Raw genomic sequence first — 25980 nt, forward strand, 5'->3', positions numbered from 1 at the left:
GTCCAGGGCGGACCCCGAGGCGGTGGTCCAGTGGGTGACGAGCCGGCCGCCCTGTCCCCCGTACGGCGGGGGGTTACGCCGCGTCCCGCACCCTTCCGGTGAACTCCGGGCCCGGAACCGGCTCCCAGGAGCCGTCGAAGACCGACAGGGCGGCCCGCAGCGACTCCACCGGTTCCGCGACGCCGTCCGCGACGGTGGGCACGCTCACCTCGACGTCCGTCTCGCCGGCGGGGACGGAGAACCACAGGGGCAGGCCGCCCGGGACCGCCTCGGACAGCGGCACGGCCGGGTCCGGGACCTCGCCGATCTGCTGCTCCAGCCACTCCGGGTCGACGTCGGCCGTGGACAGTTCGGCGCCGCCGGTCACCGGCAGCAGGCCGACGGTGCCCATGATGTCGGCGTCCGCGGCGGCGGACAGCGTCACCCGCCAGGTCAGGGCCTCGTCCTCGGTCACGTCGGCGGCGACCGGCGTCACGGTCACCGCGGGCAGGGGATCGTCGTTCCGCGCGGTCACCCCGCCCCGGTGGGCGCCGACCACGGCCCCGCGCACCGCCTTCACGAACGCGTCGTGCGCCGCGTCGTAGCCGAAGCGGGTGTTGCCCCGGACCTCGACCGGTATGGCGATGTCGTGGCGTCCCGGACGCACCGTCACCAGGCGCGAGGCGACCCCTTCGCCGCCGGGCCCGGGCGTGAACAGCCGGACCTGCCCGCTGCCCCGCCCGGAGACCCGCACCGGGACGCGGTAGGTCCGCACCCCGGAGTCGCCCTCGTCGACCGTCAGACGGCCGATGTCGACGCGCGGCAGCGCGGCCGGTCGCACCGCCGGGGTGCCGGGGCGCCAGCCCCACGCGTCCACGAGCCACGCGCGGCCCGCGCCGCCGCCCGGGGACAGTTCGAGTGCCGCGATCCGCTTCGGGTCCAGGCCCGCCCGGCTCGCGGCGGACAGCGGGACGCGGACCTCGCGCGCCCACACGGACGCGGTCCGGTCGCTGCCCGGCAGGCCGTCGACGCGGACGCGGCCCAGGTGCGCGCGGCGGCCCGAGGTGTCGGTCACGGCGACGTCGAACCGGGTGCCCGCGCTGTTGGGCGGAACGGCCAGGCGCAGGGCCAGGGACTTCGAACCGGCCAGGGAGACCGGCCGGGACGGACGTACCGAGGCCGGTTTCCCGGGGACGTCCCACCGCAGTGCGACGGCGTCGCGGCCCGGCTCGGGGAAGGCGTCCCAGACCGCGAAGTGCGGGGAGGCGCCGCCCTCCTCGGGGTTCAGACAGGCGCGTGCGGCGTCGGGGTCGACCTGGGCGCACAGCCGGCCCGAGCCGGTGACCGCCGTCGAGGAGTCCGGCAGGAAGGCCGGGGTGCGGTGCCCGCCGACGGCATGGGTGAGGACCCGGGCCGGGCCCGCCGAGGGCGCGCGGCGGCCGGTGCCGTCGAGCAGCGGCCGGACCCGGTCGTCGCCGCCGACGAACAGCCGGGCCGACGCCGCGATGTAGGCGGCGCCCGCCCGCTGCTGCTGCCCGGCGGTCAGTCGGGTCTTCGCGCCGGGGGAGCAGACCGGGTCGGGCGTCTCGCCGGACCAGAAGTCGTCGGAGGCCGGGGCCTGGGCCTGTCCCGGGGTCCACTCGCTGTTGAAGAAGTTGTGGTTGGCCCCGACCATGTAGACCGAGCTGTGCAGGGCCGTGCCCCGGCCGACGCCGCGGGTGCCGTCGAGGTAGATCTGGCCCTGGAGGTCGCTCACGTCTCCGTCGCAGCCCGGCAGGATCGTCGTGGAGGGCACGTCGGGAGCCGGGTTCTGGCCGAAGATCGTGGGCCCGATCAGGACGTTGCCGCGGATCTTCCACCGTACGGGCCCGTGGTGGCCGTCCCGGTCGGCGGGCGGCGGATAGAGGCTGTCGAGGGCCGCCCGGTTGACGCCCTCGCCCCCGCGGGAGTGACCGACGAGCAGGACGCGCGAGAGGTCCGCGGGCGCGGTCCTCCGCACGGCGGCCGGCGCGGCCGACCGGTTCGCGGACCAGTCGGCCCAGCGGGCCAGGTGCAGCCGGACCAGGGACGAGCGCGCCTGCGCGCCCGCGTCGTCGATGCTGTGGTCCTGCCCGTTGACGCCGTTGGCGGATATGGACAGCGTCACGTAGCCCTGGGAGGCCAGGAGCTTCTGGGCGTTCAGGTACCCCCGGTGGCTCGGTATCTCCCGGGTGCCCGCCGGGCAGGGCCACGCGCCCGTCGCGTCCTCGGTCCCGGGCGTGTAGCAGGTGGCGTGCCGGCCGTGCAGGAAGAGGGCCACCGGCCGCTTGCCCGGCGCGCCGGCCGGGCCCACCACGACGGCGCGCATCTCGACGGGCACGGGGAAGTCGGGCAGCGACACGGACGGCAGGACGTACTCGCCGCCGACGGTGCGGTAGGGGCCGGGCGTTCCCGGGTCGACCGGGTTCGCCGGGAGCGGGGCCTCCGGCGCGGCGGACCGGGGCGGGGCCTGCGGCCCGGTGGGCGGTGCGAGGGGCCGGAGGCGGGCGGAGGGTGCGGCGGCGTCCAGTCGCCTGCCGCCGGCCGTCGCCCGCAGCCGGTCGTCCCCGTCGAGCCGGGCGTCCCCGAGGGGGAGCCGGAAGGTGTGCCCGTCGGGATCGGCCGCCGGCCGGCCGAGCAGCCGGTCGCCGGCGTGGAACTCGACCCGGGCGTCGCCCATGGGGACGGGGGCGGGCGACGTCCACACGAGCTGTCGGTGCGCGCCGGTCCCGGCGACCCGCCAGCCCGGGGGGAGTTCGGGGTTCCCGTGCCGGGGCCCCTGGGTCGTCGCTGTCGCTGTCGCTGTCGCCGGTGCTCCGGGCGACGGTTGCCGCGCGTGTGCCGCGCCGGGCGTCGCCGCCGCCAGCGCGAGTAAGGCCGCGGCGGTGGTCACGCCGCGTATGCCACGTATCAAGGCGGTCTTCCTCACGTTCGTTCCCGTGGGAGCACCGCCGGACAGACCCTGGGCCGCTCGGCTCCCCGGTGCCCCCTTCTCGCCCCGGAGGACGGCGGCGGAGGTGCCGGGGTTGCCTCGTACGGCGTCACGGGGCGCCCGGGAGGCGGGAACGGGACCGGCCCGGGTGGCGGGGAGCCACCCGGGCCGGGATGCCGGGCCGGACGACGGGGGGCGTCGTCCGGCCGCGGGGTGAGGGAGGGTCAGACGAGGTCGAACCGGTCCAGGTTCATCACCTTGTCCCACGCGGAGACGAAGTCCTTCACGAACTTCTCCTTCGCGTCGTCGCTCGCGTAGACCTCGGCCAGCGCGCGCAGTTCGCTGTTGGAGCCGAAGACGAGGTCGGCGCGGGTGCCCGTCCACGTGACCGTGCCCGTCGCGGCGTCGTGGGCCTCGAAGAGGTCCGCGTCCCCGGCCACCGGCCGCCAGACCGTGTTCAGGTCGAGCAGGTTGACGAAGAAGTCGTTCGTCAGGGTGCCCGGGGCCGTGGTCAGGACGCCGTGCTTCGAGCCCTGGTGGGTGGCGCCCAGGACGCGCAGACCGCCGACGAGGACGGTCAGTTCGGGGGCGCTCAGGTTCAGCAGGTTGGCCCGGTCGACGAGGAGGAACTCGGCCGGAAGCCGGCTGCCCTTGCCGAGGTAGTTGCGGAAGCCGTCCGCCTTCGGCTCCAGGGCGGCGAAGGACTCGACGTCCGTCTGCTCCTGGCTCGCGTCCACCCGGCCCGGCGCGAACGGCACCTCGACGTCGAAGCCCGCGTCCTTGGCGGCCTTCTCGACGGCCGCGGAGCCCGCGAGCACGACGAGGTCGGCGATCGAGACCTTCTTGCCGCCCTCGGCGTCGAAGGAGGCCTTGACGCCTTCGAGGACGCGGAGGACCTGCGCCAGCTCCTCCGGGTCGTTGACCTCCCAGGTGCGCTGCGGCTCCAGGCGGATGCGGCCGCCGTTGGCGCCGCCGCGCTTGTCGCTGCCTCGGAAGGAGGAGGCCGCGGCCCAGGCCGCGGAGACCAGCTGCGCGACGGTCAGGTCCGAGCCGAGGATCCGCTCCTTGAGGGAGGCGACGTCCGCGGCGTCCAGGAGCTCGCCCTCGCGCTCCGGCAGCGGGTCCTGCCACAGCAGCACCTCGGAGGGGACCTCCGGGCCGAGGTAGCGGGAGACCGGGCCCAGGTCACGGTGGGTCAGCTTGTACCAGGCGCGGGCGAAGGCGTCCGCGAACTGCTCCGGGTTCTCGTGGAAGCGCCGCGAGATCTGCTCGTACGCCGGGTCGAAGCGCAGCGACAGGTCGGTGGTGAGCATCGTCGGGCGGTGCTTCTTCGACGGGTCGTGGGCGTCGGGGATGATCGCCTCGGCGTTCTTCGCCACCCACTGGTGCGCACCGGCCGGGCTCTTGGTGAGCTCGTAGTCGTACGCGAAGAGGTGCTCGAAGAAGTCGTGGCCCCACCGCGCGGGGGTGGTGGTCCAGGTGACCTCCAGACCGCTGGTGATCGTGTCGCCGCCCTTGCCGGTGCCGTGGGAGTTCGCCCAGCCGAGGCCCTGGGCCTCGATCGGCGCGGCCTCGGGGTCGTCGCCGACGCTCTCCGACGGGCCGGCGCCGTGGGTCTTGCCGAAGGTGTGGCCGCCCGCGATGAGCGCGACCGTCTCCTCGTCGTTCATCGCCATCCGGCGGAAGGTCTCCCGGATGTCGCGGGCCGCCGCGACCGGGTCCGGGTTGCCGTTCGGGCCCTCGGGGTTGACGTAGATGAGGCCCATCTGGACCGCGCCGAGGGGCTCCTCCAGCTCGCGGTCGCCCGTGTAGCGCTTGTCGTCCAGCCAGGCGGTCTCGGGGCCCCAGTAGACGTCCTCGTCGGGCTCCCACACGTCCGCGCGGCCGCCGGCGAAGCCGAAGGTCTCGAAGCCCATCGTCTCCAGGGCCACGTTGCCGGTGAGGATCAGGAGGTCGGCCCAGGAGAGGTTCTGGCCGTACTTCTTCTTGACCGGCCACAGCAGACGGCGGGCCTTGTCCAGGTTGACGTTGTCCGGCCAGCTGTTGAGCGGCGCGAAGCGCTGCTGGCCGGCACCGGCGCCGCCGCGGCCGTCGCTGATGCGGTACGTGCCCGCGCTGTGCCACGCCATCCGGACCATGAGGGGGCCGTAGTGGCCGAAGTCGGCCGGCCACCAGTCCTGGGAGGTCGTGAGGACCTCGGCTATGTCGCGCTTCACGGCCGCCAGGTCGAGGCTCTCGAACGCCGCGGCGTAGTCGAAGTCCTCGCCGAGCGGGTTGGCCACGGCGGGGTTCTTGGCCAGGATCTTCAGGTTCAGCCGGTTCGGCCACCACTGGTTGTTGCCACCGCCCTGGGTCGGGTGGGCGGCGCGGCCGTGCGCGACCGGGCAGCCGCCCCCGGCTTCGTCCAGCTTCGCGTCCACGACGATCGCGTCGTGGTTCTCGGGCGCTTCGTTCTCGGGCACGCGGTTCTCAGACATCGGAATCCTTCCGGACCTGGCGGACGAACAGTGCGGGGGAGGTGCGATCGGCAGAGCGGCCGGGCAGGGCCCGGAGAGCCGTCACGTCTCGGACTCCCGCCGCGCTGAAGTCTTCCTGTCCCTTGGCCATCAACAGAACTGATCCTACAATGGACCTTGTCCAAGTCAAGAACAACGCCAAACCCTGTCCGAGGAGCACCGGCCGCACACCGGTCACCACGGGCCCCGCGCCGAAGCCGAAGAGGTGAACCGACATGAGCGACCTGCTGGAACGGCTGCGATCGCGTGGCTGGCGGATGACGTCCCAGCGGCGGGTGGTCGCGGAGGTCCTGGCCGGCGACCACGTGCACCTCACGGCGGACGAGGTGCACGCGCGCGCGGTCGAGCGACTGCCGGAGATCGCGCGGGCGACGGTCTACAACACCCTCGGCGAGCTCGTCGCCCTGGGGGAGGTCGTGGAACTCTCCACGGACGGACGGGCCAAGCGCTACGACCCGAACGCGCGCCGGGAGCACCAGCACCTGGTCTGCTCGGGCTGCGGACTCATCCGGGACGTCCACCCGACGGGGGACCCGCTGGCGGTCCTTCCCTCGAAGGAACGTTTCGGCTTCGCCGTGGAGAAGGCCGACGTGACGTACCGGGGGCTCTGCCCGGACTGCTCGGGGGGATGAGCGCGTACGCCGGAGGGGGCCGCCACCGGTGGTCGGTGACGGCCCCCTCCGAAGCGGTGGCGACTACTTCAGGACGGCGAGCGCCTCGTCGTAGCCGGGCTCGTCCGCGATCTCGTCCACGAGCTGCGCGTGCAGGACCTTGTCGTTCTCGTCGAGGACGACGACCGCCCGGGCGGTCAGACCGGCCAGCGGCCCGTCCGCGATCTCCACGCCGTAGTTCGTGTGGAACTCGCGGCCCCGGAGCGTCGAGAGGTTCTTGACGTTCTCCAGGCCCTCGGCGCCGCAGAAGCGCGCCTGTGCGAAGGGCAGGTCGGCGGAGATGCAGAGCACCACGGTGTTCTCCAGCTCGCCGGCCTTCTCGTTGAAGGCGCGAACGGAGGAGGCGCACGTCGGGGTGTCGACGCTCGGGAAGATGTTGAGGACCTTGCGCACGCCGGCGAAGTCCTCGAGGGACTTGTCGGCGAGGCCCTCGGCGACGAGCGTGAAGTCGGGAGCCTGGCTGCCGGGGGTCGGCAGAACGCCGTTGACCTGTACCGGGCTGCCCTTCAGCGTGACCTGGGCCATGGGGATCTCCTTCGGATCTCAAGGGTGACGACGAAGGGAATCGTACGGAGTCCGGACCGCCCGCACGGTCGCACCCCTTGACGCCCCCTTCCTTCACTTCTTAAATCAGGTGGGCGGCGAAGTGGCCCACCCGTGAGCATGTCATGTACGTGACATGCATCCACGGCGTGCCCCCACCGTGCCGTCCCCCCACACCCGACGGAAGAGAGAGCCATGACCTCCTCCCGCACGCGACGGCGCACGCTGTCCTCCGCCCTGTCAGCCCTCGCCCTGGCCCTCGCCGTCACGGCGCTCGGCCCGGCGGCCTCGGCCGGCCCCGCCGGGGGAGCCGGCCCCATAGGGAAAACCACCCTCGCGGGGGAAGCCGTCCCCGCCGCCGGCGCGGCCGCCGTCACCTTCTCCGACGACTTCGACGGCCCCGCGGGCGCCGCCGTGGACGGCGGCAAGTGGCAGATCGAGACCGGCGACAACGTCAGCAACCACGAGCGGCAGTACTACACGGCCGGCAACCGCAACGCCGCGCTCGACGGCCAGGGCCACCTGGTCATCACCGCCCGCAAGGAGAACCCGGGCAACTACCAGTGCTGGTACGGGCGGTGCGAGTACACCTCGGCGCGGCTCAACACCGCCGGGAAGTACACCGCCCAGTACGGGCACGTCGAGGCCCGCATGCAGGTGCCGCGCGGCCAGGGCATGTGGCCCGCGTTCTGGATGCTCGGCAACGACCTCGGCCAGGTCGGCTGGCCCAACTCGGGCGAGATCGACATCATGGAGAACGTCGGCTTCGAACCCTCCGTCGTGCACGGCACCCTGCACGGCCCCGGCTACTCGGGCTCCGGCGGCATCGGCGCCGGGTACACCCTGCCCGGCGGGCAGGCCTTCGCCGACGCCTTCCACACCTTCGCCGTCGACTGGTCGCCCGGCCGGATCACCTGGTCCGTGGACGGGAACGTCTACCAGACCCGTACGCCCGCCGACCTCGGCGGCCGGACCTGGGTCTTCGACAAGCCCTTCTTCCTGATCCTCAACCTCGCGGTCGGCGGCTACTGGCCCGGCGACCCGGACGGCTCGACCCCCTTCCCGGGCCGGCTCGTCGTCGACCACGTCCGCGTCACCACCTCCGACGCCCCCGCCGGCGGCGGACCGATCACCGGGATCGGCGGCAAGTGCGTCGACGTGGCCGCCGCCAACACCGCGAACGGCACCCCCGTCCAGCTCTACGACTGCAACGGGACCGCCGCCCAGCGGTGGACCGTCGGCACGGACGGCACCCTCCGCGCGCTCGGCAAGTGCCTCGACGTCACCTCCGCCGGAACCGCCGACGGAACGCCCCTCCAGCTGTGGGACTGCAACGGCACGGAGGCCCAGCGCTGGGTCGCCAACGACGCCCGGGACGTGGTGAACCCGCGCGCCAACAAGTGCGTGGACGCCACCGGCAACAGCTCGGCCAACGGCACCCGGCTCCAGATCTGGACCTGCTCGGGCACCGCCAACCAGAAGTGGACGGTGACCCGGTAGCAGCCCCGATGCGTCCGGCGACCCAGGCGCATCCGCCGGGCCAGGCGCATCCGGCGCGCCCGGCCGCGCCGAAGAAGGCCCCGTGGGCCGGGTGGTCGTCGGCGACCACCCGGCCCACGGCCCCGGGCGCTCAGTCCCGGGGCCTCGACAGGTAGTCCTGCCGCAGCGCGTCGAGGACCTGCGCGGCCTCGGGGTGGCCCGCCTTCCGGCAGCGCGCCGCCGCCGTCGTCAGCCGCGCGATCGCGTCATCGGTCCGGCCGAGGCCGTTCCCCTCGACCAGGGCGGCGAACCGCACCGCCTCGGCCCTCGGCAGCTCGCCCTGCTCCCCGCCCCCCTCGTGGACGCCGATCGCGGCCTCCGCCTCGGCCAGGGCCTCCTCGAAGCGCTCCGCCTCCGCCAGGACGCGGGCCCTGCGGCAGTGCACCTCACCGCGCTCGTACCAGAGGGCGAAGCCCTCGGCGTCCTCCGGCACGGCGTCCAGGACCGCGTCCGCCCGCGCCAGGTGCGCGAGCGCCGCCTCCACCCCCTGGTCCTCCCGGGCCGCCCTGGCGGGACGGGCGAACTCCCGCGCCATCCGCGCGATCATGGGAGGGTTCGGCTCCTCGGCGTGCGCGGCGAGGGCGCGCTCGTACGCGGCGTCCGCCGCCTCCCACCGGTCGGCGAGGGCCAGCGCGATCGCCGTGTCCGCCATCACCAGGGTGCGGATCGGGGCGTCGTCCTCCCACCCGGCGACCGTGCCCGCGAGCCGCAGGAACTCCTCGGCCGACGGCAGGTACTCCTCCAGCTCCCGCAGCCCGCGCGCCAGGGACAGCCGGATCTGGGCCACCGTCCGCTCGCCCAGCGCGGCGGCCGACTCCTCGGAGAGGAGCGACTCCAGGACCGCCACGGCGTCCGCCTGCCGCCCCGACTCCGCCAGCACGTCGGCCAGTTGGAGCCGTACACCGGCGGCGTCCCCGTGCTCCCCGTCCCGGTCGAACCGCGCGGCCGCCTCGGAGAGGTGGCGCACGGCCCCGGCGTGGTCCCCGAGGTGCGAGGACGCGTGGCCGAGCAGGGCGTACGTCGGAGCCAGCGGGAAGTCCGCGTCGTCGTACCGCACCGCGTCCGCGATCGCCCGGTGCAGCAGCTCCGCCGCCTCCGCGGGCTCCTGCCGGGACAGCACGATCTGGGCGAGCAGGGCGCGCGGGCGCGAGCCCCGCCAGGGCCGCCCCGAGGCCTCGACGTCCACGAGGGCCGCGCGCAGCTCCGACTCGGCGAGGGCGACGTCGCCCCGGCGCCCGGCGTCGTCCGCGGCGAACTGGCGCGCGTTGGCCACCTGGTGGGGCACGCCCAGGCGTTCCGCCTCGGCGCGCAGCGCCCCCACGGCCTCCTCGAACCGCTCCGGCACCGGAGCGGGCTCCTCCGGCTCCCGCCGCATCGTCTCCTGGTAGGCGGCGTAGGCGGCGGAGTACAGCACGGTGAGGTAGGCCAGGACGCGGTCCGCCGCCACGTCGGCACCGGCCGCGCCCTCGCCGTCGCCGGGCTTCCCACCGGTCAGCGGTGCCTCGTCCTTCAGACGTTCCGCCTCGCGCAGCATCCCGTCGAGACGGACCCGGACCGCCTCGTCGCGCTCGGCGTCGGCGTCGTCCTCACCGGTCGTCCACGCGAGGGCGCGGGTCCGGGCGGCGAGGGCCCGCCACTCCATCCCGAGCTCCTCGTAGAGCCCGGCGGCCGTCTCCAGCTCGGCGCCGCCCTCCGCGTCCTCGTCCTTCTGCCTGAGCCGGTACGCGCGCTCCTCGGCGAGTTCGGCCCGCAGCAGCTCCTCCGGGCCGAGCCGGTCGTCGTGCGCGGCCGAGCCGTCCGCGAGCCGCTCGGCGATCCGGGACCAGAGCCCGCCGTCCCCGGGGTGGCCGAGGCGGGCCAGGCGCCGGGCCTCGGTCACCAGGGCGACGAAGTCCCCGGGGACCTCGGGCGTCCCGGAACCCGCGGTGGCGGGGGCCGCCGGGGCCGCGGCGGTGCGGGGCGCGGCGGCCGTCCGCAGGCCGAGCGGCAGCGGCTCGTCGAGCAGCGGACGCCGGGCGAGGCGCTCCCGGCGCCGGTCCCCGACGGCCGTGGTGCCGTTGCGCGCGTCGAAGGCGGCGGCGAGCCGGTCCGCTTCGGCGCGGACGTGGGCGAGGAGCCCGTCCGCGGTCCAGTTCCGTCCGGGCGGCCCGGCGACGGGCGTCTCCCCGTGCCCGTCCTCCACGAGCCGGGCGAGCAGCACCTCCACGCCGGTCAGGAAGCCGAGCCGGTCGAGCGGCGCGCCGGTCGCCCCGAACAGCGGGCGGTTCTCCGCGAGGACCTCCAGGCCCCGGCCCTCGTTGCGCGAGAGGGCGCAGAACTCCAGGTGCAGACCGACCTCGTGCTGCATGCCGGTGCTGCCCCGGACCCGCCGGTAGCCGGTGAGGTGGTGGGAGCGGGCCTCGTCCGCGCGGCCCAGGCGCAGCAGCGGCAGCAGGGCGCGCGCCTGGCTCATCTGCGGCTCTTCGGAGCAGCCCTGCTCGCCCGCGAGGACGGGCCCCCAGGTGTCGAGGGCCCCGGCGTCGTCGCCCGCCGTCACCCGGTGCCAGGCGCGGTGCCGGGTCTCGCAGGCCTCGCAGTCGCTCAGTTCGGTACGGGGCCGGGTGACCCACAGGTCGTAGGCGTCGTCGACGCCCGTGCCGGTGTGGGCGGCCACGTGGTGGCGCATCGCCGCCACCGGCTGCATGCCGTGCCCGGCCCCCTCGTACCGCTCCCGCATCGTGTCGATCCAGCCCCGCACGGTGTCGAGGGGCATCTCCGGCACCTGGAGCAGGGACGTCGTCACCCACTTGAAGCGCCAGAAGACCTGGTGGGCCTCCCACGCGCTGAAGGACTCCGGGGCGGTGTCCCACAGCTTGAGCAGCCGGGCGAAGACCACGGGGGACTTGCGCTGCTCGCCGGTGAACTCGTACGCCGTCATCAGCTCCAGGAGGGCCGTGACGAGGGTGTCGGGCTCGTCGAAGACCTCGGCGGCCTCGACGAGCTCCTCCGCGGTGACGGTCCGCTGCGTGCCGTGGGGGCGGTCGTGGTTCTCGCGCAGCGCCTCGACGACGGCCTCGGGCGTGTCCAGCATCTACAGTTCCTTCCGGGGCTCGGAGCCGGGTGCCGCCGCGTCCGGACGGTGCATGGCGTGGGTCAGCAGGCCGATGAAGGCCCGGTTGAGCAGGGCGCTCTCGCTCGCCCGCAGCGGACGGCGGCTGAGCAGCAGCGCCTGGCCGTAGAGCGCCTCGGCGGTCGTCACGGCGAGTCCGCGCTCGCTGATCGTGATCGCCTGGCGGACCAGCGGGTTGAGGTGGTTCAGGACGAGCTGCGCGCGGGGGGTCTCGTGGCGCAGCGAGCCGAGGATGTCGGCCCACAGGCCGTCGCTGTCGGCGGCCAGGCCCGCCCGGGTCCGCTCGTGGCGCGCCTCCCGGTTGTCGAGCAGCAGCGCGGGCGCGGTGACCGGCTGGAAGTCGCGCAGGACGACGTCGCAGTCGTGGACGCCGATCGTCTCCCGGGCGACCGCGAGGAAGGCCGCCGCCCGCAGCTCGGCGGTCGGGTCCACGGCGTCCAGGTGCGCGGTGACCGTGGCCGGGTCCAGGTCCGTGACGGACGTGCCCGGCCGGATCTCGGGCAGCCGGTGCACCAGGTCGCGGTCGTAGGTGTAGCCGCCGTTGACGACGCCCAGGCCGGCGGCCGCCGCGATGGGGGCGACCTGGCGGAACTCCTCGACGCTCCGGGTGACCAGGACCGTCGGGTGCGTCCGTACGAACTCCTCCAGGGTCACGTTGCCGTCGGTGGTCTCGAACGGCAGCCACGGCAGCACGACCCGCAGCAGCTCGTCGTCGTAGCGGGCGAGCGCCTTGACCGCCAGGTGGTGGGTGTCGATGAAGCGGTGCAGGAGTGCCGGGTCGCTGGCGGCGAGCCCGGTGAGCCAGTCGCGGATCCGGTCGCCGAGGGCGTCCCGTACGGCGGACAGCGTGCCGTCCTCGTACAGCGACTCGCGGGAGGCGGTGGGCCGCAGACTGGTCGTGTCGACCACGCAGCGCACGAAGAACGCCCACTCCGGGAGGAGTTCGGGGGCCTTGTCGGTGAGCAGCATGCCCTTGAGGTGCACCCGGTGCCCCGCGCGCTGCGCCGGGCTGACGGCCGTCGGCAGCACGTACGCGACCCCGCGCAGGCCGGCCGCCGGCAGGTCGAGCTCGATGCTGTCGAGCGGGGTGAAGTCGAACAGGTCCCGGCAGTACGCGGTGAGGGCCTCGCGGCGCGCCAGTGGGGAGCGGTGGCTCCGCTCCCACGGCGGCGCCTCGTTGATCCGGTGCGTCTCGCCCCGGGAGTCGACGACGGTGACCTCGTGCCGCAGCAGCCCGCCGTAGTGCCGGGCGAGCTGCACGACCTGCCGCGGGCTCGTCCACTCGGCGTTGTCGGCGCGCGGCACGAGCCGGACGGTGGTGCCCGGCCCGGGCGCCTCGGAGGCGGGCAGGGTGCGCAGGGTGTAGCGGCCGTCGGAGTGGCCGCGCCACTCGACGGCGGGCGCCGACGGGTCCGACGCGGACCGGCTGACCACCGTGATCTCGTCGGCCACGACGAAGCAGGCGAGCAGGCCGATGCCGAACTGGCCGATGAACTCCCCGCGGGCGGCGTCGAGCCCGGCGCCGTCCAGGGCGCCGTCGGCGGTCCGCTTGGAGCTGCGCCCGATGGTGGCGAGGAAGCGGTGGACGTCGGCCTCGGTCAGACCGACGCCGGTGTCCGTGACGGTGAGGACGTCACCGGTACGGACCGTGATGGCGCCGGGCGCGTCGGGGTCGAGCGCCTGCCGGGCCGTGATGGCGTCCACGGCGTTCTGGAGCAGCTCGCGCAGGTAGACGCGGGGGCTGGAGTAGAGGTGGTGGGAGAGCAGGTCGACCAGACCGCGCAGGTCGACCTGGAAGGTGTGTGCTGACTCGGAAGGAGACACCCGGTGAAGTCTTTCGGTGAACGCGCCCGCGACGACGGGCGGGAGGAAGGAGGGGGTACGGAGGGGCGGGGGCGGTGGAACCGGCCGCCGGTCCGGTGGGGGCGGCGCCGGTGCGGAGCCCGGCCGCCCGCGGGTTCAGCGGCCGGCCGCCGCGCGCCGCTCGCGGTAGGCCGCGAGGGGGTCGGAGCCGTTCAGGTAGGACCAGGGGAACTCGGTGACCCGCCCCTCGGTGGCCCGGAAGCACTCCCGGGCGGCCTCGCGGTCCCCGGCGAGCGAGAAGGCCATGGCGAAGCTGTTGAGCACCTGGAGCCAGCCGCCCCGGCGGACGAAGTCCGGGTGCCGGTACGAGTGGTCCGCCGCCTCGTTCAGGGACGCGGCCACGTCGGGCCGGCGGATGTAGGCGGCGTCGGGACCGGAGTCGAGGGAGAGCCACTCCTCCAGGTGCGCGACCGCGACGAGCTGGCCGAGGAGCGTGCCGCCCGGGGCGGCCAGCATCGAGGTGCGCGCGAAGGCGTGCATCTCCTCGTGCGAACCGCCCCACTTGCGGCAGACCTGCTGCAACTGCTGCTGGTGCGCCTCCAGGTGGTGCGGGGCGCGCCGCACCGTCGCCTCGAAGCGCCGCCGCGCGATCTCCGGCCCGACCTCCAGGCCGCGCCCGCTGATCTGGAGGCAGTACCAGGGCGAGGCCCAGCCCGGTTCGAGCTCGGCCGCCTCGTACAGCCACCGCTCGGCCGTGCGCAGCCGCTCGTGGAAGACCTCGAACTGCTCCCGCGAGACGTGCTCGGCGCTTGCCGAGGTCCGGGCCTCCCAGCCCCAGCTGACGTGGCGCAGGCCCGCCACGAGGCGGGGCAGCGCCGCCCCCGGCTCGGCCCCGGCCACGCCGGTGATCCACTTCTCGACCCCGGCGGTGTCGCAGACGGTCCACAGGAGGTCCGTCCGGCCCTCGCTCTCGGGACGCGCTTCGAGCACCTCCCGGACGGTGGCCCAGTCCGCCGCGGCGGCGGCCCCCTTCAGGCGGAGCACCTCGGGATCGTCCGAGTCCTTCTCCAGCCGTGCGGCGGGCCGGCCCGCCCTCTTCCCCAGCGTGAGCCCCCAGCCACGGAGCAACGCCATGTCCCCACCCCTTGTTCCGTACGAACGGGGCGGTCAGTGATCACCCGCCCCGTGGAGGTAGTGACTATCACGCGCGTACGACAATCGCACGCCCGTTTCCCCGGGGGGTGGTCCGGGGGCCGTGCCGCTCAGCCGTCCGCGACCGCGCGGTCCGCCCCGGAGGACTTCTCCGGCGCCCGGCGCAGCGCCCGGACGGCGGGCACGGCCAGCATGACCGCGAGGCACACGACGCCCATGACGGACGAGAAGAGCAGCACGCGGTCGGCGCCCACGGACTCGGCCGCCGGACCGGCCAGGGCCCGGCCCACGGGGATGACCATGATGGACCCGGCGACGTCGTAGGCCGAGACCCGGCTCAGGACGGCCAGCGGGATGTGCGACTGCACGCTGGTGGCCCACATGACGCCCCAGAAGGCGAACCCGCAGCCCGCCAGGACGCCCGTGGCGGCCGTGAGCGCGAACGACCAGCCCAGCGCGGGCGCCAGGGGGTTGAGCGAGAAGAAGAACATGGCGCACGCGCCCGCGACCAGCGGCCGCCGGGGCCGCACCCGCATCCCGAGCAGCCCGCCGACGATCGTCCCGGCGCCGTCGGCGGAGGCGATCCAGCCGTACCCGTCGGCGCCGTGCTGCTCGGTGAGGAGCGCGGCGCCCAGCGGCAGGGCCGGACCGAAGACGAACAGGCCGTAGACGGCCCACACGGCGATGACGCCCCACAGCCAGGAACGGGACCGGAACTCGTGCCAGCCCGTGGCGAGCCGCTGCCAGATCGGCTCGTCGGTCCCGTCCGGGACCGTGCCGAGCCTCCGCAGCGGCGCGAGCCCCAGGGCGCTGCACGCGTAGAAGGCCGCGATCACCAGGAAGGAGCCGGCCACGTCCCAGTACGCCACGAGGAGACCGGCGAGGCCGGGGCCGAGCAGGGTGCAGATCGACTCCGATATCCGCAGCAGCGCGTTGGCCCGCTGGATGTCCTCGGCGACCCGTGGCACCAGGCTCGCCAGACCGGGCTGGAACATCGCGGTCGCCGCCCCGCTGACCGCGAGCAGCGCCATGACGTGCCACAGCCGTACGTCCCCGAGGGCGAGGAGCCCCGCGAGCGCGAGCATGGCCACCATGCGCACCAGGTCCGCGCCGACCATCATCACCTGCGGGGTGAACCGGTCGGCGAGGACGCCGCCGAAGAGCACCAGGAGGACGATCGGCGCCATCCAGGCGGCGAGCGCGTACCCCACGCCGCTCGCCCCGTACCCCGCGCCGAGCACGGCCGTGGTCAGCGAGACCATCAGCATGCCGTCGGCGAGCAGCGAGGTGCTGCGGGCGGTGAAGAACAGCCGGAAGCGGCCCGAACCCCACGGGCTGGGCGGGGAGTCGGGTTCCCGCTCCACGGGCGCGTCGTGCGTCGTCACGTCGTTCGTCGTCATGTCGGTTCCGCCGGAGTCCGGCCGTTCCCTTCGGTGAGGATGTGCTGCCGGAGCCACGCGTCCGTCCGGTCCGCCTCCTCCGGCGGGTCCTGGACGATCACGTACCGGCGGGGGGCGAGGACCCCGGGACGGCCCGGGAGGACGTGCATCAGCGCGGCGTGGGCCCGCGCGGGGGTCAGGGGCGTGCCGCCGGAGGCGACGAACGCGGTGAGGCCCTCCCCGGCCCCGTCCGCCGCGACGTGCACGGGCACGCCTCCGAGGGCGCCGCCCAGGGCGTCCGCGACGGCCGGCGGCGAGACCCAGCAGCCGTCCGTCCGCAGCCAGTCGGGGCCGCGCTCCACCGGACGGACCCCCGTCACCCCGGTCAGCGAGGCGAGCGGCACGTCCCCCTCGGCGGCGGCCTCCAGGAGCCGTACGAGACCGGTCAGGAAGCCCTCCGCCTCGCCCGGTGCGAACAGCGCGGGGTCGGCCCACAGACCGATCCGCAGCAGCGGCTCCGTCTCGTGCACGAAGGCGAGCAGCCGGGTCGGAAGGACCTGGACCGGGCCGCGGCCCAGTTCGAGGTCCGGCCCGTCCGGCTCCGTCCCGCCGGCCCCCGCCAGGGCGCTCACGTCGTTGAAGACCACGTCCCGCGCGAACCGGCTGCCGCGCTCGAAGGTGGTCCGGTCGATCATCTCCCACAGGGCGACCGCGTCGAACCGGCTGTGCCGGTAGGCGTCGAGCGCCGCCCCCCACGCCTTGGCGAGCAGCGCGTCGAAGGACGGGACCCGCACGTCGAGGGCGAGCAGCGCGTCCTGCGACACGGTGTTCACCGCGCGCACGAGCCGGTCGTGGAACCGGTTGGAGGTCGGGACGGCGGCGACGCAGGCGCTCTGTCCCGTCCGGTGGGCGACCAGCGCGCACCAGGCCGTGAGCAGCACCGTGGACGGCAGCCCGCCGGTGCGCCCGGCCACCCGGGCGAGCGCCCGCGCGCCCCGCAGGGACCGGAGCGTCACCTCCGGCGTCTCGACCTCGGTGCCCTCGGCGCCCGGCCCGTCGAACATGGCCTGGGGGCCGGTGCGGATGATCCGCTCCCAGTACCGCAGGGACGCCGCCGACCTCCGGAGGCCCGCCGGGGCGGCCTCCTCGGCGGCGAGGTCCAGCGGCGTGAAGGCGGTCTGCGGCGGCAGGGGCCCGCCGCTCAGGAGGGCCCGCCAGTCCTCCTCCAGGACGCCGAGGGCGCTGACGTCGGTCACGGCGTGGCTCGCCGCCAGGGCGACGAAGACCGGCGTGCCGTCCAGGACGACGAGGGAGATCCGCAGGCCGAAGTCCCGGTCCAGGCGGAAGCGTTCGACGCGGGACCGGCGGGCCACGGCGTCGGCGTACCGCCCGGCGTCCGGGGGGAGCGCCTCGTGGTCGAGGACGGTGACCGTGAACTCCCCCTCGGCCGCCACGACCTGCTCGCGGGGCACGGCGCCCCCGGCGGCTCCCGCCCCGCGCGGGAACGTGGTGCGCAGCGCCTCGTGCCGTACGACCAGGGCGCGCAGGGCGTCGAGCACCGCGTCCGTCCGGGTCCCGGCGGGCACCGGCCACACGTCGTGGATGTTGATGTGCTCGGGCTCGTCCCGCAGCATGCACCGGATCATGTTGGCCTGGCCCAGGGTGACCGGGCCCCGGCGCTCCTCGCCGCCCGCGTAGGCGACGGTGACGGCGTGCGTCTTCGACGGGCGCGGGAGGTCCCGCTCGTGGGCGGTCACGGGGCGGCCACCGCCCCGGGCCGGGGGAGGGGCCGTGGACGGCGGCTCATGCGGTGCCTTTCGGGGACGGGGGAGGGGTCTCGCGCGCGGAGGACGGGGAGCGGTGCCCGTACGCCGGGGACGGCGGGTGTCCCCCGCTCGCGCGGGCCAGGGACCCCCACGCGTCGACGAGGAGGGCGAAGTCCGCCATGTCCCGCCGCACCTCGTCGAGGAGGCGCTCGCGGCGGGCGGCGAGGACGTCGGCGGCGGCCGCGTACCGGCCGCCGAGCTTGCGGTAGGAGCGCTCGACCACGTCGAACCGCTCGGCGTCCTCCGCCGGGTCGGGGCCCGCCCCGTCCCGGATCGCCGCGGCGACGACGGAGGCGCGGACGAGCCCGTCGGCGTCGAGCAGCCCGTCGCCGGCCGCCGCCGTCCCGGCGTACACGGCCCGGAGGTGCGGGGCGGCGAGCAGGAACTTCGTCAGCCGCAGCTGGTACGCGAGGAAGCCCGCGTCCGAACGCCGCTCCGACGTGTGGAAGTTGACGATGTGCCGGTTGTGCAGGACGCCGGGCAGCCGGGCGCCGTGCACCAGGTGGACGAGGAAGTAGTCGCTGCCGATGGTGTCGGTGGCGGGCGGCAGCGGCACCCGGCCGTAGACCTCGCGCGCGAAGGCGATGTTGCACATGTCCACGCGCGTGGGGGCGACGGTGGTGAGCGTGGTGAGGTCGCCGGTGAACGCGGCGGTCCCGGCGCCCCGGAACGCCTCGTCGAGGAGGTTCCGCCGCCAGATCTCCGGATAACCGTCCGGGACGGAGAGGCCGACGAGGTCGTCGTGGACGAGGGGGTCGAGGGCCCGGATCTCCGCCACGTCCACGGACATCTCGCCGACGAACGAGCCGCCGACCATGGCCACCGTCCGCTCGGCGAGCGCCGGGTCGAGCCGGCTGCGCGACACGAGCCCCGCCACGTCGGCGGCCCGCCGCCCGATCGCCGTCAGCTCGTGGTGGATCGGGAGGACGGGCTTCCCGTCCAGGTGCTGGTAGCGGCTGTCGGAGTCCCTGCGGTGCACCGAGGCGCAGCCCAGGGCCTCCGCGATCAGGAAGGCCCGGTTGGTGCAGGCCCCGTAGGAGACCCCGGACGGCAGCATCAGGTCGAGCACCCGGTCCGGCGCGGCGACCCCGGACCGGGCGACCGCCCCGCGCAGGAAGTCCCGCTGCTCGTCCTCGTCGAAGTGGTGGACGACCACGCCGGGCTCCGGCGGCAGCGCGGCCACCGCCTCCCGGTGGGCGGCGAGGTCCGCCGCCCCGGAGGAGTCCAGGATGAGCAGGTGCACCTCGACGTCGAAGTGCCGGGCGCCGTGAGCCGCTTCCTCCGCGACCGCCCGTACGGTCGCGGCGCAGGCCCGGTCGGTGGGCAGGGTCAGACAGACGCGGCGCACGACGGCTCCCCGTCCTCGCTCGTCCGCCCCTCGCGGTCCTTCCACGAGGTGAGCCCGAGCAGCCGGCTCCCCAGCTCGTTCAGGACGGCGGTGGGGTAGCGCTCGGACTCGTGCCGGACGGGGTCGCCGACGAGGGTGCGGTTCCAGCGCGGGGTGCGCAGGTGCCGCCAGGAGTCGACGCGGGACCTCCGCAGCCGCTCGTGCTCCTCCAGGGCCGGCATCATCGACAGGTACTGGACGGCCCGCACCTGGTCCTCCGAGGTGTTGCGGGCCACCCCGTGGGCGAGGAGCCCGTTCCAGATCAGCAGGTCGCCGGGGCGCAGGTCGGGGCGGACGACGGGGTACTCGTCCCGGTCCGCGGCGGGCCGGAGCGGGTCCCGGTCGGCGGGCTGCCCGACCTTCCACTCCTCGAACCGCCGGAACAGCTCCGGGCAGCACTGGAACCCGCCCGACTCCGGACGGGTGTCGTTGAGCGCGACGATCCCCTGCACCCGCTGCGGCGGCACGCCGAGCGTGGTGTCGATGTCCCAGTGCAGCTCGATGTCGAACCCCCGGTCGGTGGGCTCGATCAGGGCGCGGTCGCGGTTCCTGACGTTGGGCGGGTTGAGGTTGAGCCGGTCCTGGGTGACCCACAGCTCCTCGCAGTCCCACACGTCCACGAAGGCGTCGTACACCCGCTGCGCCTGGCGGCTGTCCCACAGGAGCTGGTGGTGGTACGCCTCCACGAAGCCGTAGACGTGCAGCTGCCGGTCCAGTTGGGAGCGGAAGGGCCGGTCCTCGTACCAGCTCTCCGGCCGCTCCGGGTCGAGTCCCTGGAACTCCCAGGTGAAGTCCAGGAGCCGCCGGGCCGCCTCCGCCGGAATCGCCTCCCGGACGACGACGTAGCCGTACCTCTGCCAGTGGGCGAAGTCCTCCTCGGACAGCACCCGCAGCGGCCGCGACTTCCTCAGCTCCCGCAGGGTGGTCTGCGCGAGGTAGGACTCGCCGTCCGCGCTGAAGTACGGCAGGTCCGAGGCCGCCCGGTACAGGTGGGGGCGGCGCGGGGGACGGTGCGGGGCGGGGGTCGTCATGGGTCCCTCCAGGTGCGGGAGTCGGGAGAGGAGGTCCGGGAGCCCGGGCGGGAAGTACTTCTCCCCGGCCGGCGGGCAGCACGCGGCGACCCCGGCGAGGGGTCGGCGGCGGACGGCACGGACGGCCGGACGTGCCGTGGCGCTGGTCGGGCACCACGCCGTGCGGCAGAATTGGTTTAGACCTTAGCGGGTGGCAAGTGCCATCTCAATACGCCGAGTTGCGTCGCGGAGGGATCGGGGCAAACGTTGTCAGGACGGTTACTTTGGTCTAGACAACAGTTCGGGAACTGGCTTACTGTCCCCTTGCGCGGTCCGGCCCCTGACGAGGCGTCAGGTGTTTCTTCGCCGTGCCCCCGGTCGACACCGGCCGCCCGCGAGGCCGTTCACGGCCGGAGACCGGGCCGCGGCGCGTCCGCTCCGTCCGTCCCCGCCGACACCCCTGACTGTTCACCCACCCCAGAGGGAGCGGTTCCCCATGAGCACACCCGGCACCACGGTCCTGCCCGACGGCGGCCTGAGGAGTCCGGGGCCGGGTCTGATCACCCTGGACCCGGACCACACGGCACTGCTGCGCGGCCTGGACGAGCTGCTCACCGGCCTGGCCGCCCGGCTCTCCGCCCCCGAGGTGGTGGGGCCGCCCCTGCTCTCCGTGGAGGGCCTCGCCCGCCTCGACTTCTTCCGCAACTTCCCCCACCTCGGCGTCTCCGCCGGCCGGTTCGCGCCCGACGCGCTCGACGGCCTGGCGGCCGGGGAGGCCCCGGGCGACCTCCCGCTCCGGCCGACCGGCTACCTGCTGCCGTCCGCCACCTGCTACGGACTGCTGCTCTCCCTGGAGGGCCGGGACGTCGGCGAGGACGGCCTGCGACTCTCCGCCGCCGGCCGCTGCTTCCGCAACGAGACCCACTTCGACGGCCTGCGGCGCCTGTGGGGCTTCCACATGCGCGAGGTCCTCTACCTCGGCACCAAGGAAGGCGCCCTGGAACACCTGGAGCAGGGAGCCGCGTTCGTCCGGGAACTGGCCGGGCGGCTCGGCCTCGACCTCACCCGGGCCGTCGCCGACGACCCCTTCTACGACAAGGGCGGCTCCCGGGCCCGGCTCATGGCCCTCGACCCGGTCAAGCACGAGTTCAGCGCCCCCGACGGCACGGCGATCGCCTCCGTGAACCGGCACCGCAACTTCTTCGGCGAGCGCCTGGACATCCGCGCGGGCTCCGAGGGACCGGCGTACAGCGCCTGCGTCGCCTTCGGCGTCGAGCGCTGGGTCCACGCGATGGTCCTCGCCCACGGCACCCCCGCGCGGGCGCTCGACCGCCTGCGCGAGGCCGGCGCCTGAAGTCCCGTACGTACACCGCGCACGAAGTACGAAACGCACAGCACAGCACAGCGCACAGTGAGGAGCGACCCCACCCCATGGAACGCATCGCCGAGTGGCTGCACGAGAAGAACCCCGGCCTCGACGGACCGATCGACCTCGACGAGGACCTCATCGAGGCGCGTCTCATCGACTCCATGGACTTCCTGGAGTTCGTCGACCTCCTGGAGGAGCTCTCCGGCCGCTCCATCGACCTCCAGGAGGTCACCATCGACGACTTCCGCACGCTCGGCCGCGTCCGGGAGCGCTTCCTGAGCGCCGCCGGGTGATTCCCCCGGCGCCCCGCCGATGAACACGGGCCGGGCGGTCCTCGCCGTGGTGGCGACCACCGGCGAGGTCCTGGCCCGCCCGGAGCTGCACGAGGGACTGCTCGCGCCCTGGGAACGGCGGCGCCTCGACCGGGTGCGGGTGCCCGCCCGCCGCGACGACGTGCTGGCGGCCCGCCTCCTCGTCCGGCTGTGCGCGGCCCGGTTCACCGGGCTGCCCCTCGGGGCCTCGGGCCCGGAGCAGTACTGCGCCGCGTGCGACCGGACCGGCCACGGGCGCCCCCGCCTCGACGACCGGACCGGCCACGGGCGCCCCCGCCTCGACGGCCGGCCCGGCCTCGGCGTCAGCCTGAGCCACGCCGACGGCCTCGTCGCGGCCGCCGTCGGCCCCGGCCCGGTCGGCGTGGACGTGGAACCCGCGACGCGCCGGCCCGGCCCCCCGTCCGTCCTGCGACGGCTCCTGCCCGAGGCCGACCTGCGGGAGGCCGCCGCCCACCCGGACCCCGGCCCGGAACTCCTCCGGCTGTGGGTACGGGGCGAGGCCCTGTTCAAGGCGGGCGGCGGGACCGGCCTCCGGCTCCTCGAACGGACCGACCGGCGACGGGGAGCCGTCGCGGCGGTCGCGGCCGAGGCCCCCGTCACGGCCTTCTCCTCCCTGGAGGGGCTCCTCCTCCCCGAAGGGGCCGGGCCCCTCGGTGTGACAGTCACGGCCTCGGACGACCACGGGGTCCTGTAGGGCCCACGGCCGCCCACAGCCCCGCGGCCCGCCCGCGGTCACACGGACAGGGCCCTGAGGTACGCGCTCAGGGCGGCCGCGGCACCGCCGAGGGGGAACCGGGCGCCGAGCTGCCCGTCCGGTCGGACGACGAGACCGGTGGCGCCGTCGGGGAGGTAGAGCCGCGCGAACTCCCCGGCGGCGTCGCAGTACACGGGCACGGTGGGGGACGGGGACAGGGGCGCGGAGCCGGACCGGTCGGCCCCGGCCGCCGGCAGGACCACCACGGCCGGCAGCCCGCCCGCCGCCCGCGCCGCCTCCGCCGCGCCGGACAGTTCGGCGGCGTCGGAGCCGTACAGGAGCACCACGTGCCCCGCGCGGCCGCGCAGCACGTCGAGCAGCCGCAGCGGGAAGGCGGCGACCGGGGTGGTCAGACCGGCGCAGTCCGGGGCCCGGTCGCCGGGCTGCGGCGCGTCGGCCGGGCCGTACGGGGCGCCGGCGAGCGGACCGCCCCGGTAGCCGACGAGCAGTTGGGCCTCGCGCAGGAGCAGGGTCCGCCGGCCGTCGGGGCCTGCCTCGATGCCGTGGACGGCGTGCCGCACGGTCCGGCCCACCACCTCCTCGCCGACCGGACGCCGCTCGGCGTCGTACGTGGCGAGCAGTCCGGGACCCGCCCCGCCCCGGACCACGAGGGCGAGCTTCCAGGCCAGGTTGCAGGCGTCCTGCACCCCGGTGTTCATGCCCTGGGCGCCGGTGGGCGGATGGATGTGGGCCGCGTCGCCCGCGACGAGGACCCGGCCCTCGCCGTAGCGGTCCACGATCCGGTGGCTGATGCGGAAGACCGAGGCCCAGCGCAGTCGGGAGAGCCGCGCGGGCCGGGGCGCGAGGCGGTCCACGACGGCCTGGAGGTCGGAGAGTTCCGGCGTCCGCCCGGTCTGCACGCCGTGTGCGACGCCGTCCGGCGCCGTGCTTCCCCGGCCGGACAGCCCGGGCGGGACCCGCATCGACATCCGGTAGCGGCCCGCGCCCGGCAGCGGGATGCAGACGAGGACGTCGTCGGCCGAACCGTCGGCGGACCGGCGGCTCGACCGCACGCCGTAGCCGTGCGGCAGGTCCCAGTCGGCCTCCACGTCCCCGAGCATGTACTCCTCCGGGAACGCGCCGCCCTCGAACGACAGCCCCAGGGCCTTCCGCACGACGCTGTGCGCCCCGTCGCAGCCGATCAGGTACGGGACCCGCAGCTCCTCGTCGGCGCCGGACGCGGTGCGCAGCCGCGCGGTGACCCCGTCCCGGTCCCGGTCGAACGACACCAGTTCGGTGCCGCGCTCCACGACCGTCCCCAGCCGGTTCAGGTACTCCTCCAGGAGGCGTTCGGTCTCGTACTGGGGGAGCGCGGCGAAGCCGTAGGGCACCTCGGGCGGCATCTCCAGCTCGATCCGGGCCCGTTCCTCGCCGTCGGCGTACAGGAGCTGCCCCCGTATCGGAACGGCGGCCTCCAGGACCTCGCGGACCAGGCCCATGCGGTCCCACAGCTCCAGGGTGCGCGGCTGGATCCCGACCGCCTTCGCGTACGGCAGCCGGGCCGGCAGCCGGTCCACGATCCGGCAGTGCACCCCGTGCCGGCGCAGTTCGGCGGCCGCGCTCAGGCCGACCGGGCCCGCGCCGACGACCAGGACGTCGGTGGTGGTGCGGTGGTGCGCCACGAGTGCCTCCAGCGCTGCCTCGCCCCCACGGGCCCCCGCCCCCCATGGTCGCCCGCCCGGCCCCGGACGGCGAGCGGTGGGACGCGGGGAACCGGGCGGGGGCCCTTCGCGTCCCTCCCGGGCATGAGCGAGAAGCCCGCGGAGGAGTCCCGCGACCGGATGGAGAGCGCCGTCGGCTGTCTGCTCGCCGTCCTCGGCGCCGCCATTACGGGCGCCTTCGCGCTGTCCCGGGCCGCGTACACCATCGAGGGCGGTTTCGAGGCCCACGCCCGGGACTGGGGAGTGATCCTCGTGGACCTGCCGCTCATCCTCTTCGCCGGACTCGTCGTCCCGCCCCTGACCTGGGCGGCGGCCACGCGGTGGCTGCGCCCGTGGGCGGCGGCCCTCGTCTGCGCGGCCGTCGTGGGCCTGGGCCTCTGGGGCCTCGCGGCCGGGTGGCACCCGCGGCAGGCCCCGGACCCGGGGTACGGCCCCGGCCTCTGACGGCCGCCACGCGCCGTTCACGCCGCTCGCCCGGGCGATCACGGAGATCGTCACCCCGGCCGACGCCTACGCCGGGGCGGGCCGGCCGAGCTGGGGGTACGGGACCGGCGCGACCCGCCGCCCGGTTCCGTACGACGGCCACGGCCCCGTACGACGGCCACGGCCCCGTACGACGGCCACGGCCCCGTACGACGGCCACGGCTCCGTACGGCGATCACGAGGCCTGGTCGACGGCCGCCGGGTCAGACGAGGACCACCGGCCGGCCGACGAGGCCGACTCCCGCCGCGCGCAGTTCGTCGAGCGCGCGGTCGGTGGTGTCGGCGGCGACGCCGACCGTGTGGTCGAGGAGGACGCGCACGTCGAAGCCCTCCCGGACCCCGCCGAAGGCGGTCGCCTTCACGCAGTGGTCCGTTCCGATCCCGACGACATCGACCCCGTCCACCCCGCGGGCGCGCAGCCAGTCGCCCAGCGGCGTGCCGCTCGCGGTCGCGCCCTCGAAGCCGCTCTTCGAGGCGGAGTGGGCGCCCTTGAGGAAGACCTCCTCCACGGCCCCGGAGGCGACGGCGGCCGCGAAGTCCGGGTGGAACTCGGCGCCCTCGGTGCCGGCGACGCAGTGCACCGGGAAGGAGTCCTCGAAGTCGGGCTCGTCCGAGAAGTGGTCGCCCGGGTCGACGTGGTGGTCACGGGTGGCGACGACGTGCGCGTACCGGCCGCCGGCGCCCCTGACCAGGTCGGCGAGGGCGACGGCCAGGTCGGTCGCACCGTTCACGGGGACGTCGCCGCCCTCGCAGAAGTCCTTCTGTACATCGACGACGATCAGGGCACGGCGCACGGGAGCGGCCTTTCCTCGGGGGTGGGAAGAGTCCCTGGCATCGTCGCGTCTCCGAGGCATGCCGGGAGGGGCACGCGCCCGCGTTCACCCGATCGGGATCATGGAAACGCGACTCCGTGGAAAGGTGCGCCGGGCCCCGACCGGGCCCCTCGTCCCCGCCGTGCGCCCCGCTCACCCGCCCTGCCCGGCGGACACGGCCTGATGGTCCCGGACAAGCTGGCGGGGCCTGGAGATACGAAGCCAATGGGCCGCGGGCGGCGGGAAAAGTGGTGTGGTTGGAGGTCAGCCGGCCGCCGGGTCGGGTGCCGGACCGTCCTCCAGCAGAGCGGCTCTGAGGTCACCGAGGATGCGGGTGAGCAGCCGCGAGACCTGCATCTGGGAGAGGCCGATGCGCCGGCCGATCTCGGCCTGGGTGAGCTCCTCCCCGAACCGCAGCGCCAGGATGTGCCGGTCGCGCTCGTCGAGCCGGTCGAGCAGCGGCCGCAGCGCGGCGAGGGACTCGATCAGCTCGTAGGCGGGCTCGGCGGTCGCCAGGTGCCGGGGAGCGGCGCCGGAGTTCTCCTCGTCGTCCCCCGCGGGGGTGTCGAGGGAGCGGGTGGCGTAGCCGTGGGCGGCGAGTTGTCCTTCAGCGATTTCTTCTTCGGTGAGGTGGAGGTGGTGGGCGAGTTCGGTGCGGGTGGGGCGGCGGCCGAGGTGTTGTTCGAGGTGGTCGGCGGTTTTGGC

The 25980-nt window shown here is 75.0% G+C and carries 19 protein-coding genes; 6 read left to right on the plus strand and 13 right to left on the minus strand.

Annotated features, from left to right (window positions below; translation table 11 throughout):
- Positions 1-73: 73 nt before the first annotated feature.
- Both ACIP5O_RS21940 and katG read right to left on the minus strand, forming a co-directional pair.
- The gene (locus ACIP5O_RS21940; RefSeq protein WP_401295725.1) at positions 74-2911 is read right to left on the minus strand and encodes a hypothetical protein; all 2838 of its coding nucleotides are present in this window, start codon (positions 2909-2911) and stop codon (positions 74-76) included.
- Positions 2912-3153: 242 nt separating this feature from the next.
- Positions 3154-5406 (minus strand): catalase/peroxidase HPI, encoded by a 2253-nt coding sequence (gene katG / locus ACIP5O_RS21945; RefSeq protein WP_401295727.1) that lies wholly within the window; start codon positions 5404-5406, stop codon positions 3154-3156.
- Between the two features lie 254 nt (positions 5407-5660).
- Between katG and ACIP5O_RS21950 the strand changes: the two genes are divergently transcribed.
- The gene (locus tag ACIP5O_RS21950; RefSeq protein ID WP_401295729.1) at positions 5661-6077 is read left to right on the plus strand and encodes a Fur family transcriptional regulator; all 417 of its coding nucleotides are present in this window, start codon (positions 5661-5663) and stop codon (positions 6075-6077) included.
- A gap of 63 nt (positions 6078-6140) precedes the next feature.
- On the opposite strand, the gene tpx is transcribed toward ACIP5O_RS21950, so the two are convergent.
- Positions 6141-6641, minus strand: coding sequence for a thiol peroxidase (gene tpx, locus ACIP5O_RS21955; protein WP_401295732.1), 501 nt, complete (start codon positions 6639-6641; stop codon positions 6141-6143).
- A gap of 213 nt (positions 6642-6854) precedes the next feature.
- Here tpx and ACIP5O_RS21960 point away from each other — a divergent pair, with 213 nt between their 5' ends.
- Positions 6855-8159: a ricin-type beta-trefoil lectin domain protein gene (locus tag ACIP5O_RS21960; protein ID WP_401295735.1), complete on the plus strand. Its 1305-nt coding sequence runs from the start codon at positions 6855-6857 to the stop codon at positions 8157-8159.
- Positions 8160-8289: 130 nt separating this feature from the next.
- Here the strand turns inward: ACIP5O_RS21960 and ACIP5O_RS21965 are convergent, their stop codons facing one another.
- The 7 genes from ACIP5O_RS21965 to ACIP5O_RS21995 all read right to left on the minus strand — a co-directional run bounded on the left by ACIP5O_RS21965 (position 8290) and on the right by ACIP5O_RS21995 (position 19885).
- Positions 8290-11268 carry a tetratricopeptide repeat protein gene (locus ACIP5O_RS21965; RefSeq protein ID WP_401295737.1) on the minus strand — a complete coding sequence of 993 codons (2979 nt, stop codon included), beginning with the start codon at positions 11266-11268 and terminating at the stop codon, positions 8290-8292.
- Positions 11269-13131, minus strand: coding sequence for an HSP90 family protein (locus ACIP5O_RS21970; protein WP_401295740.1), 1863 nt, complete (start codon positions 13129-13131; stop codon positions 11269-11271).
- Positions 13132-13266: 135 nt separating this feature from the next.
- On the minus strand, positions 13267-14244 hold the full coding sequence (locus ACIP5O_RS21975; RefSeq protein ID WP_401295743.1) for a hypothetical protein: 978 nt from the start codon (positions 14242-14244) through the stop codon (positions 13267-13269).
- Between the two features lie 128 nt (positions 14245-14372).
- Positions 14373-15662 carry an MFS transporter gene (locus ACIP5O_RS21980; protein ID WP_401295745.1) on the minus strand — a complete coding sequence of 430 codons (1290 nt, stop codon included), beginning with the start codon at positions 15660-15662 and terminating at the stop codon, positions 14373-14375.
- Complete coding sequence (locus ACIP5O_RS21985; RefSeq protein ID WP_401295748.1) at positions 15659-17398, minus strand: condensation domain-containing protein; 1740 nt, start codon at positions 17396-17398, stop codon at positions 15659-15661. The genes ACIP5O_RS21980 and ACIP5O_RS21985 overlap by 4 nt, the downstream gene beginning before the upstream one ends.
- A gap of 46 nt (positions 17399-17444) precedes the next feature.
- On the minus strand, positions 17445-18815 hold the full coding sequence (locus tag ACIP5O_RS21990; RefSeq protein ID WP_401295751.1) for a DUF6271 family protein: 1371 nt from the start codon (positions 18813-18815) through the stop codon (positions 17445-17447).
- Entirely contained in the window at positions 18797-19885 is a 1089-nt protein-coding gene (locus ACIP5O_RS21995) for a phytanoyl-CoA dioxygenase family protein (protein WP_401295754.1), read from the minus strand. The genes ACIP5O_RS21990 and ACIP5O_RS21995 overlap by 19 nt, the downstream gene beginning before the upstream one ends.
- Before the next feature lie 475 nt (positions 19886-20360).
- On the opposite strand from ACIP5O_RS21995, the gene ACIP5O_RS22000 reads away from it, so the two are divergent.
- The 3 genes from ACIP5O_RS22000 to ACIP5O_RS22010 all read left to right on the plus strand — a co-directional run bounded on the left by ACIP5O_RS22000 (position 20361) and on the right by ACIP5O_RS22010 (position 22259).
- Complete coding sequence (locus ACIP5O_RS22000) at positions 20361-21218, plus strand: hypothetical protein (RefSeq protein ID WP_401295756.1); 858 nt, start codon at positions 20361-20363, stop codon at positions 21216-21218.
- Between the two features lie 77 nt (positions 21219-21295).
- Positions 21296-21526 (plus strand): acyl carrier protein, encoded by a 231-nt coding sequence (locus ACIP5O_RS22005; RefSeq protein ID WP_356546582.1) that lies wholly within the window; start codon positions 21296-21298, stop codon positions 21524-21526.
- A gap of 19 nt (positions 21527-21545) precedes the next feature.
- Positions 21546-22259 carry a 4'-phosphopantetheinyl transferase family protein gene (locus ACIP5O_RS22010; RefSeq protein WP_401295759.1) on the plus strand — a complete coding sequence of 238 codons (714 nt, stop codon included), beginning with the start codon at positions 21546-21548 and terminating at the stop codon, positions 22257-22259.
- Between the two features lie 38 nt (positions 22260-22297).
- Here the strand turns inward: ACIP5O_RS22010 and ACIP5O_RS22015 are convergent, their stop codons facing one another.
- The gene (locus ACIP5O_RS22015; RefSeq protein ID WP_401295762.1) at positions 22298-23941 is read right to left on the minus strand and encodes an FAD-dependent monooxygenase; all 1644 of its coding nucleotides are present in this window, start codon (positions 23939-23941) and stop codon (positions 22298-22300) included.
- A 123-nt stretch (positions 23942-24064) separates the two neighbouring features.
- On the opposite strand from ACIP5O_RS22015, the gene ACIP5O_RS22020 reads away from it, so the two are divergent.
- Entirely contained in the window at positions 24065-24424 is a 360-nt protein-coding gene (locus ACIP5O_RS22020; RefSeq protein ID WP_401295765.1) for a hypothetical protein, read from the plus strand.
- Positions 24425-24666: 242 nt separating this feature from the next.
- Here ACIP5O_RS22020 and ACIP5O_RS22025 read toward each other — a convergent pair whose 3' ends face one another.
- Both ACIP5O_RS22025 and ACIP5O_RS22030 read right to left on the minus strand, forming a co-directional pair.
- Positions 24667-25257: an isochorismatase family protein gene (locus tag ACIP5O_RS22025; protein WP_356546575.1), complete on the minus strand. Its 591-nt coding sequence runs from the start codon at positions 25255-25257 to the stop codon at positions 24667-24669.
- A gap of 282 nt (positions 25258-25539) precedes the next feature.
- Positions 25540-25980 (minus strand): sigma-70 family RNA polymerase sigma factor (locus ACIP5O_RS22030; RefSeq protein ID WP_401295768.1); only part of this gene is annotated, 441 nt, incomplete at its 5' end.

Source organism: Streptomyces sp. NPDC088915 (genome assembly GCF_044749825.1).
Lineage (GTDB): Bacteria > Actinomycetota > Actinomycetes > Streptomycetales > Streptomycetaceae > Streptomyces.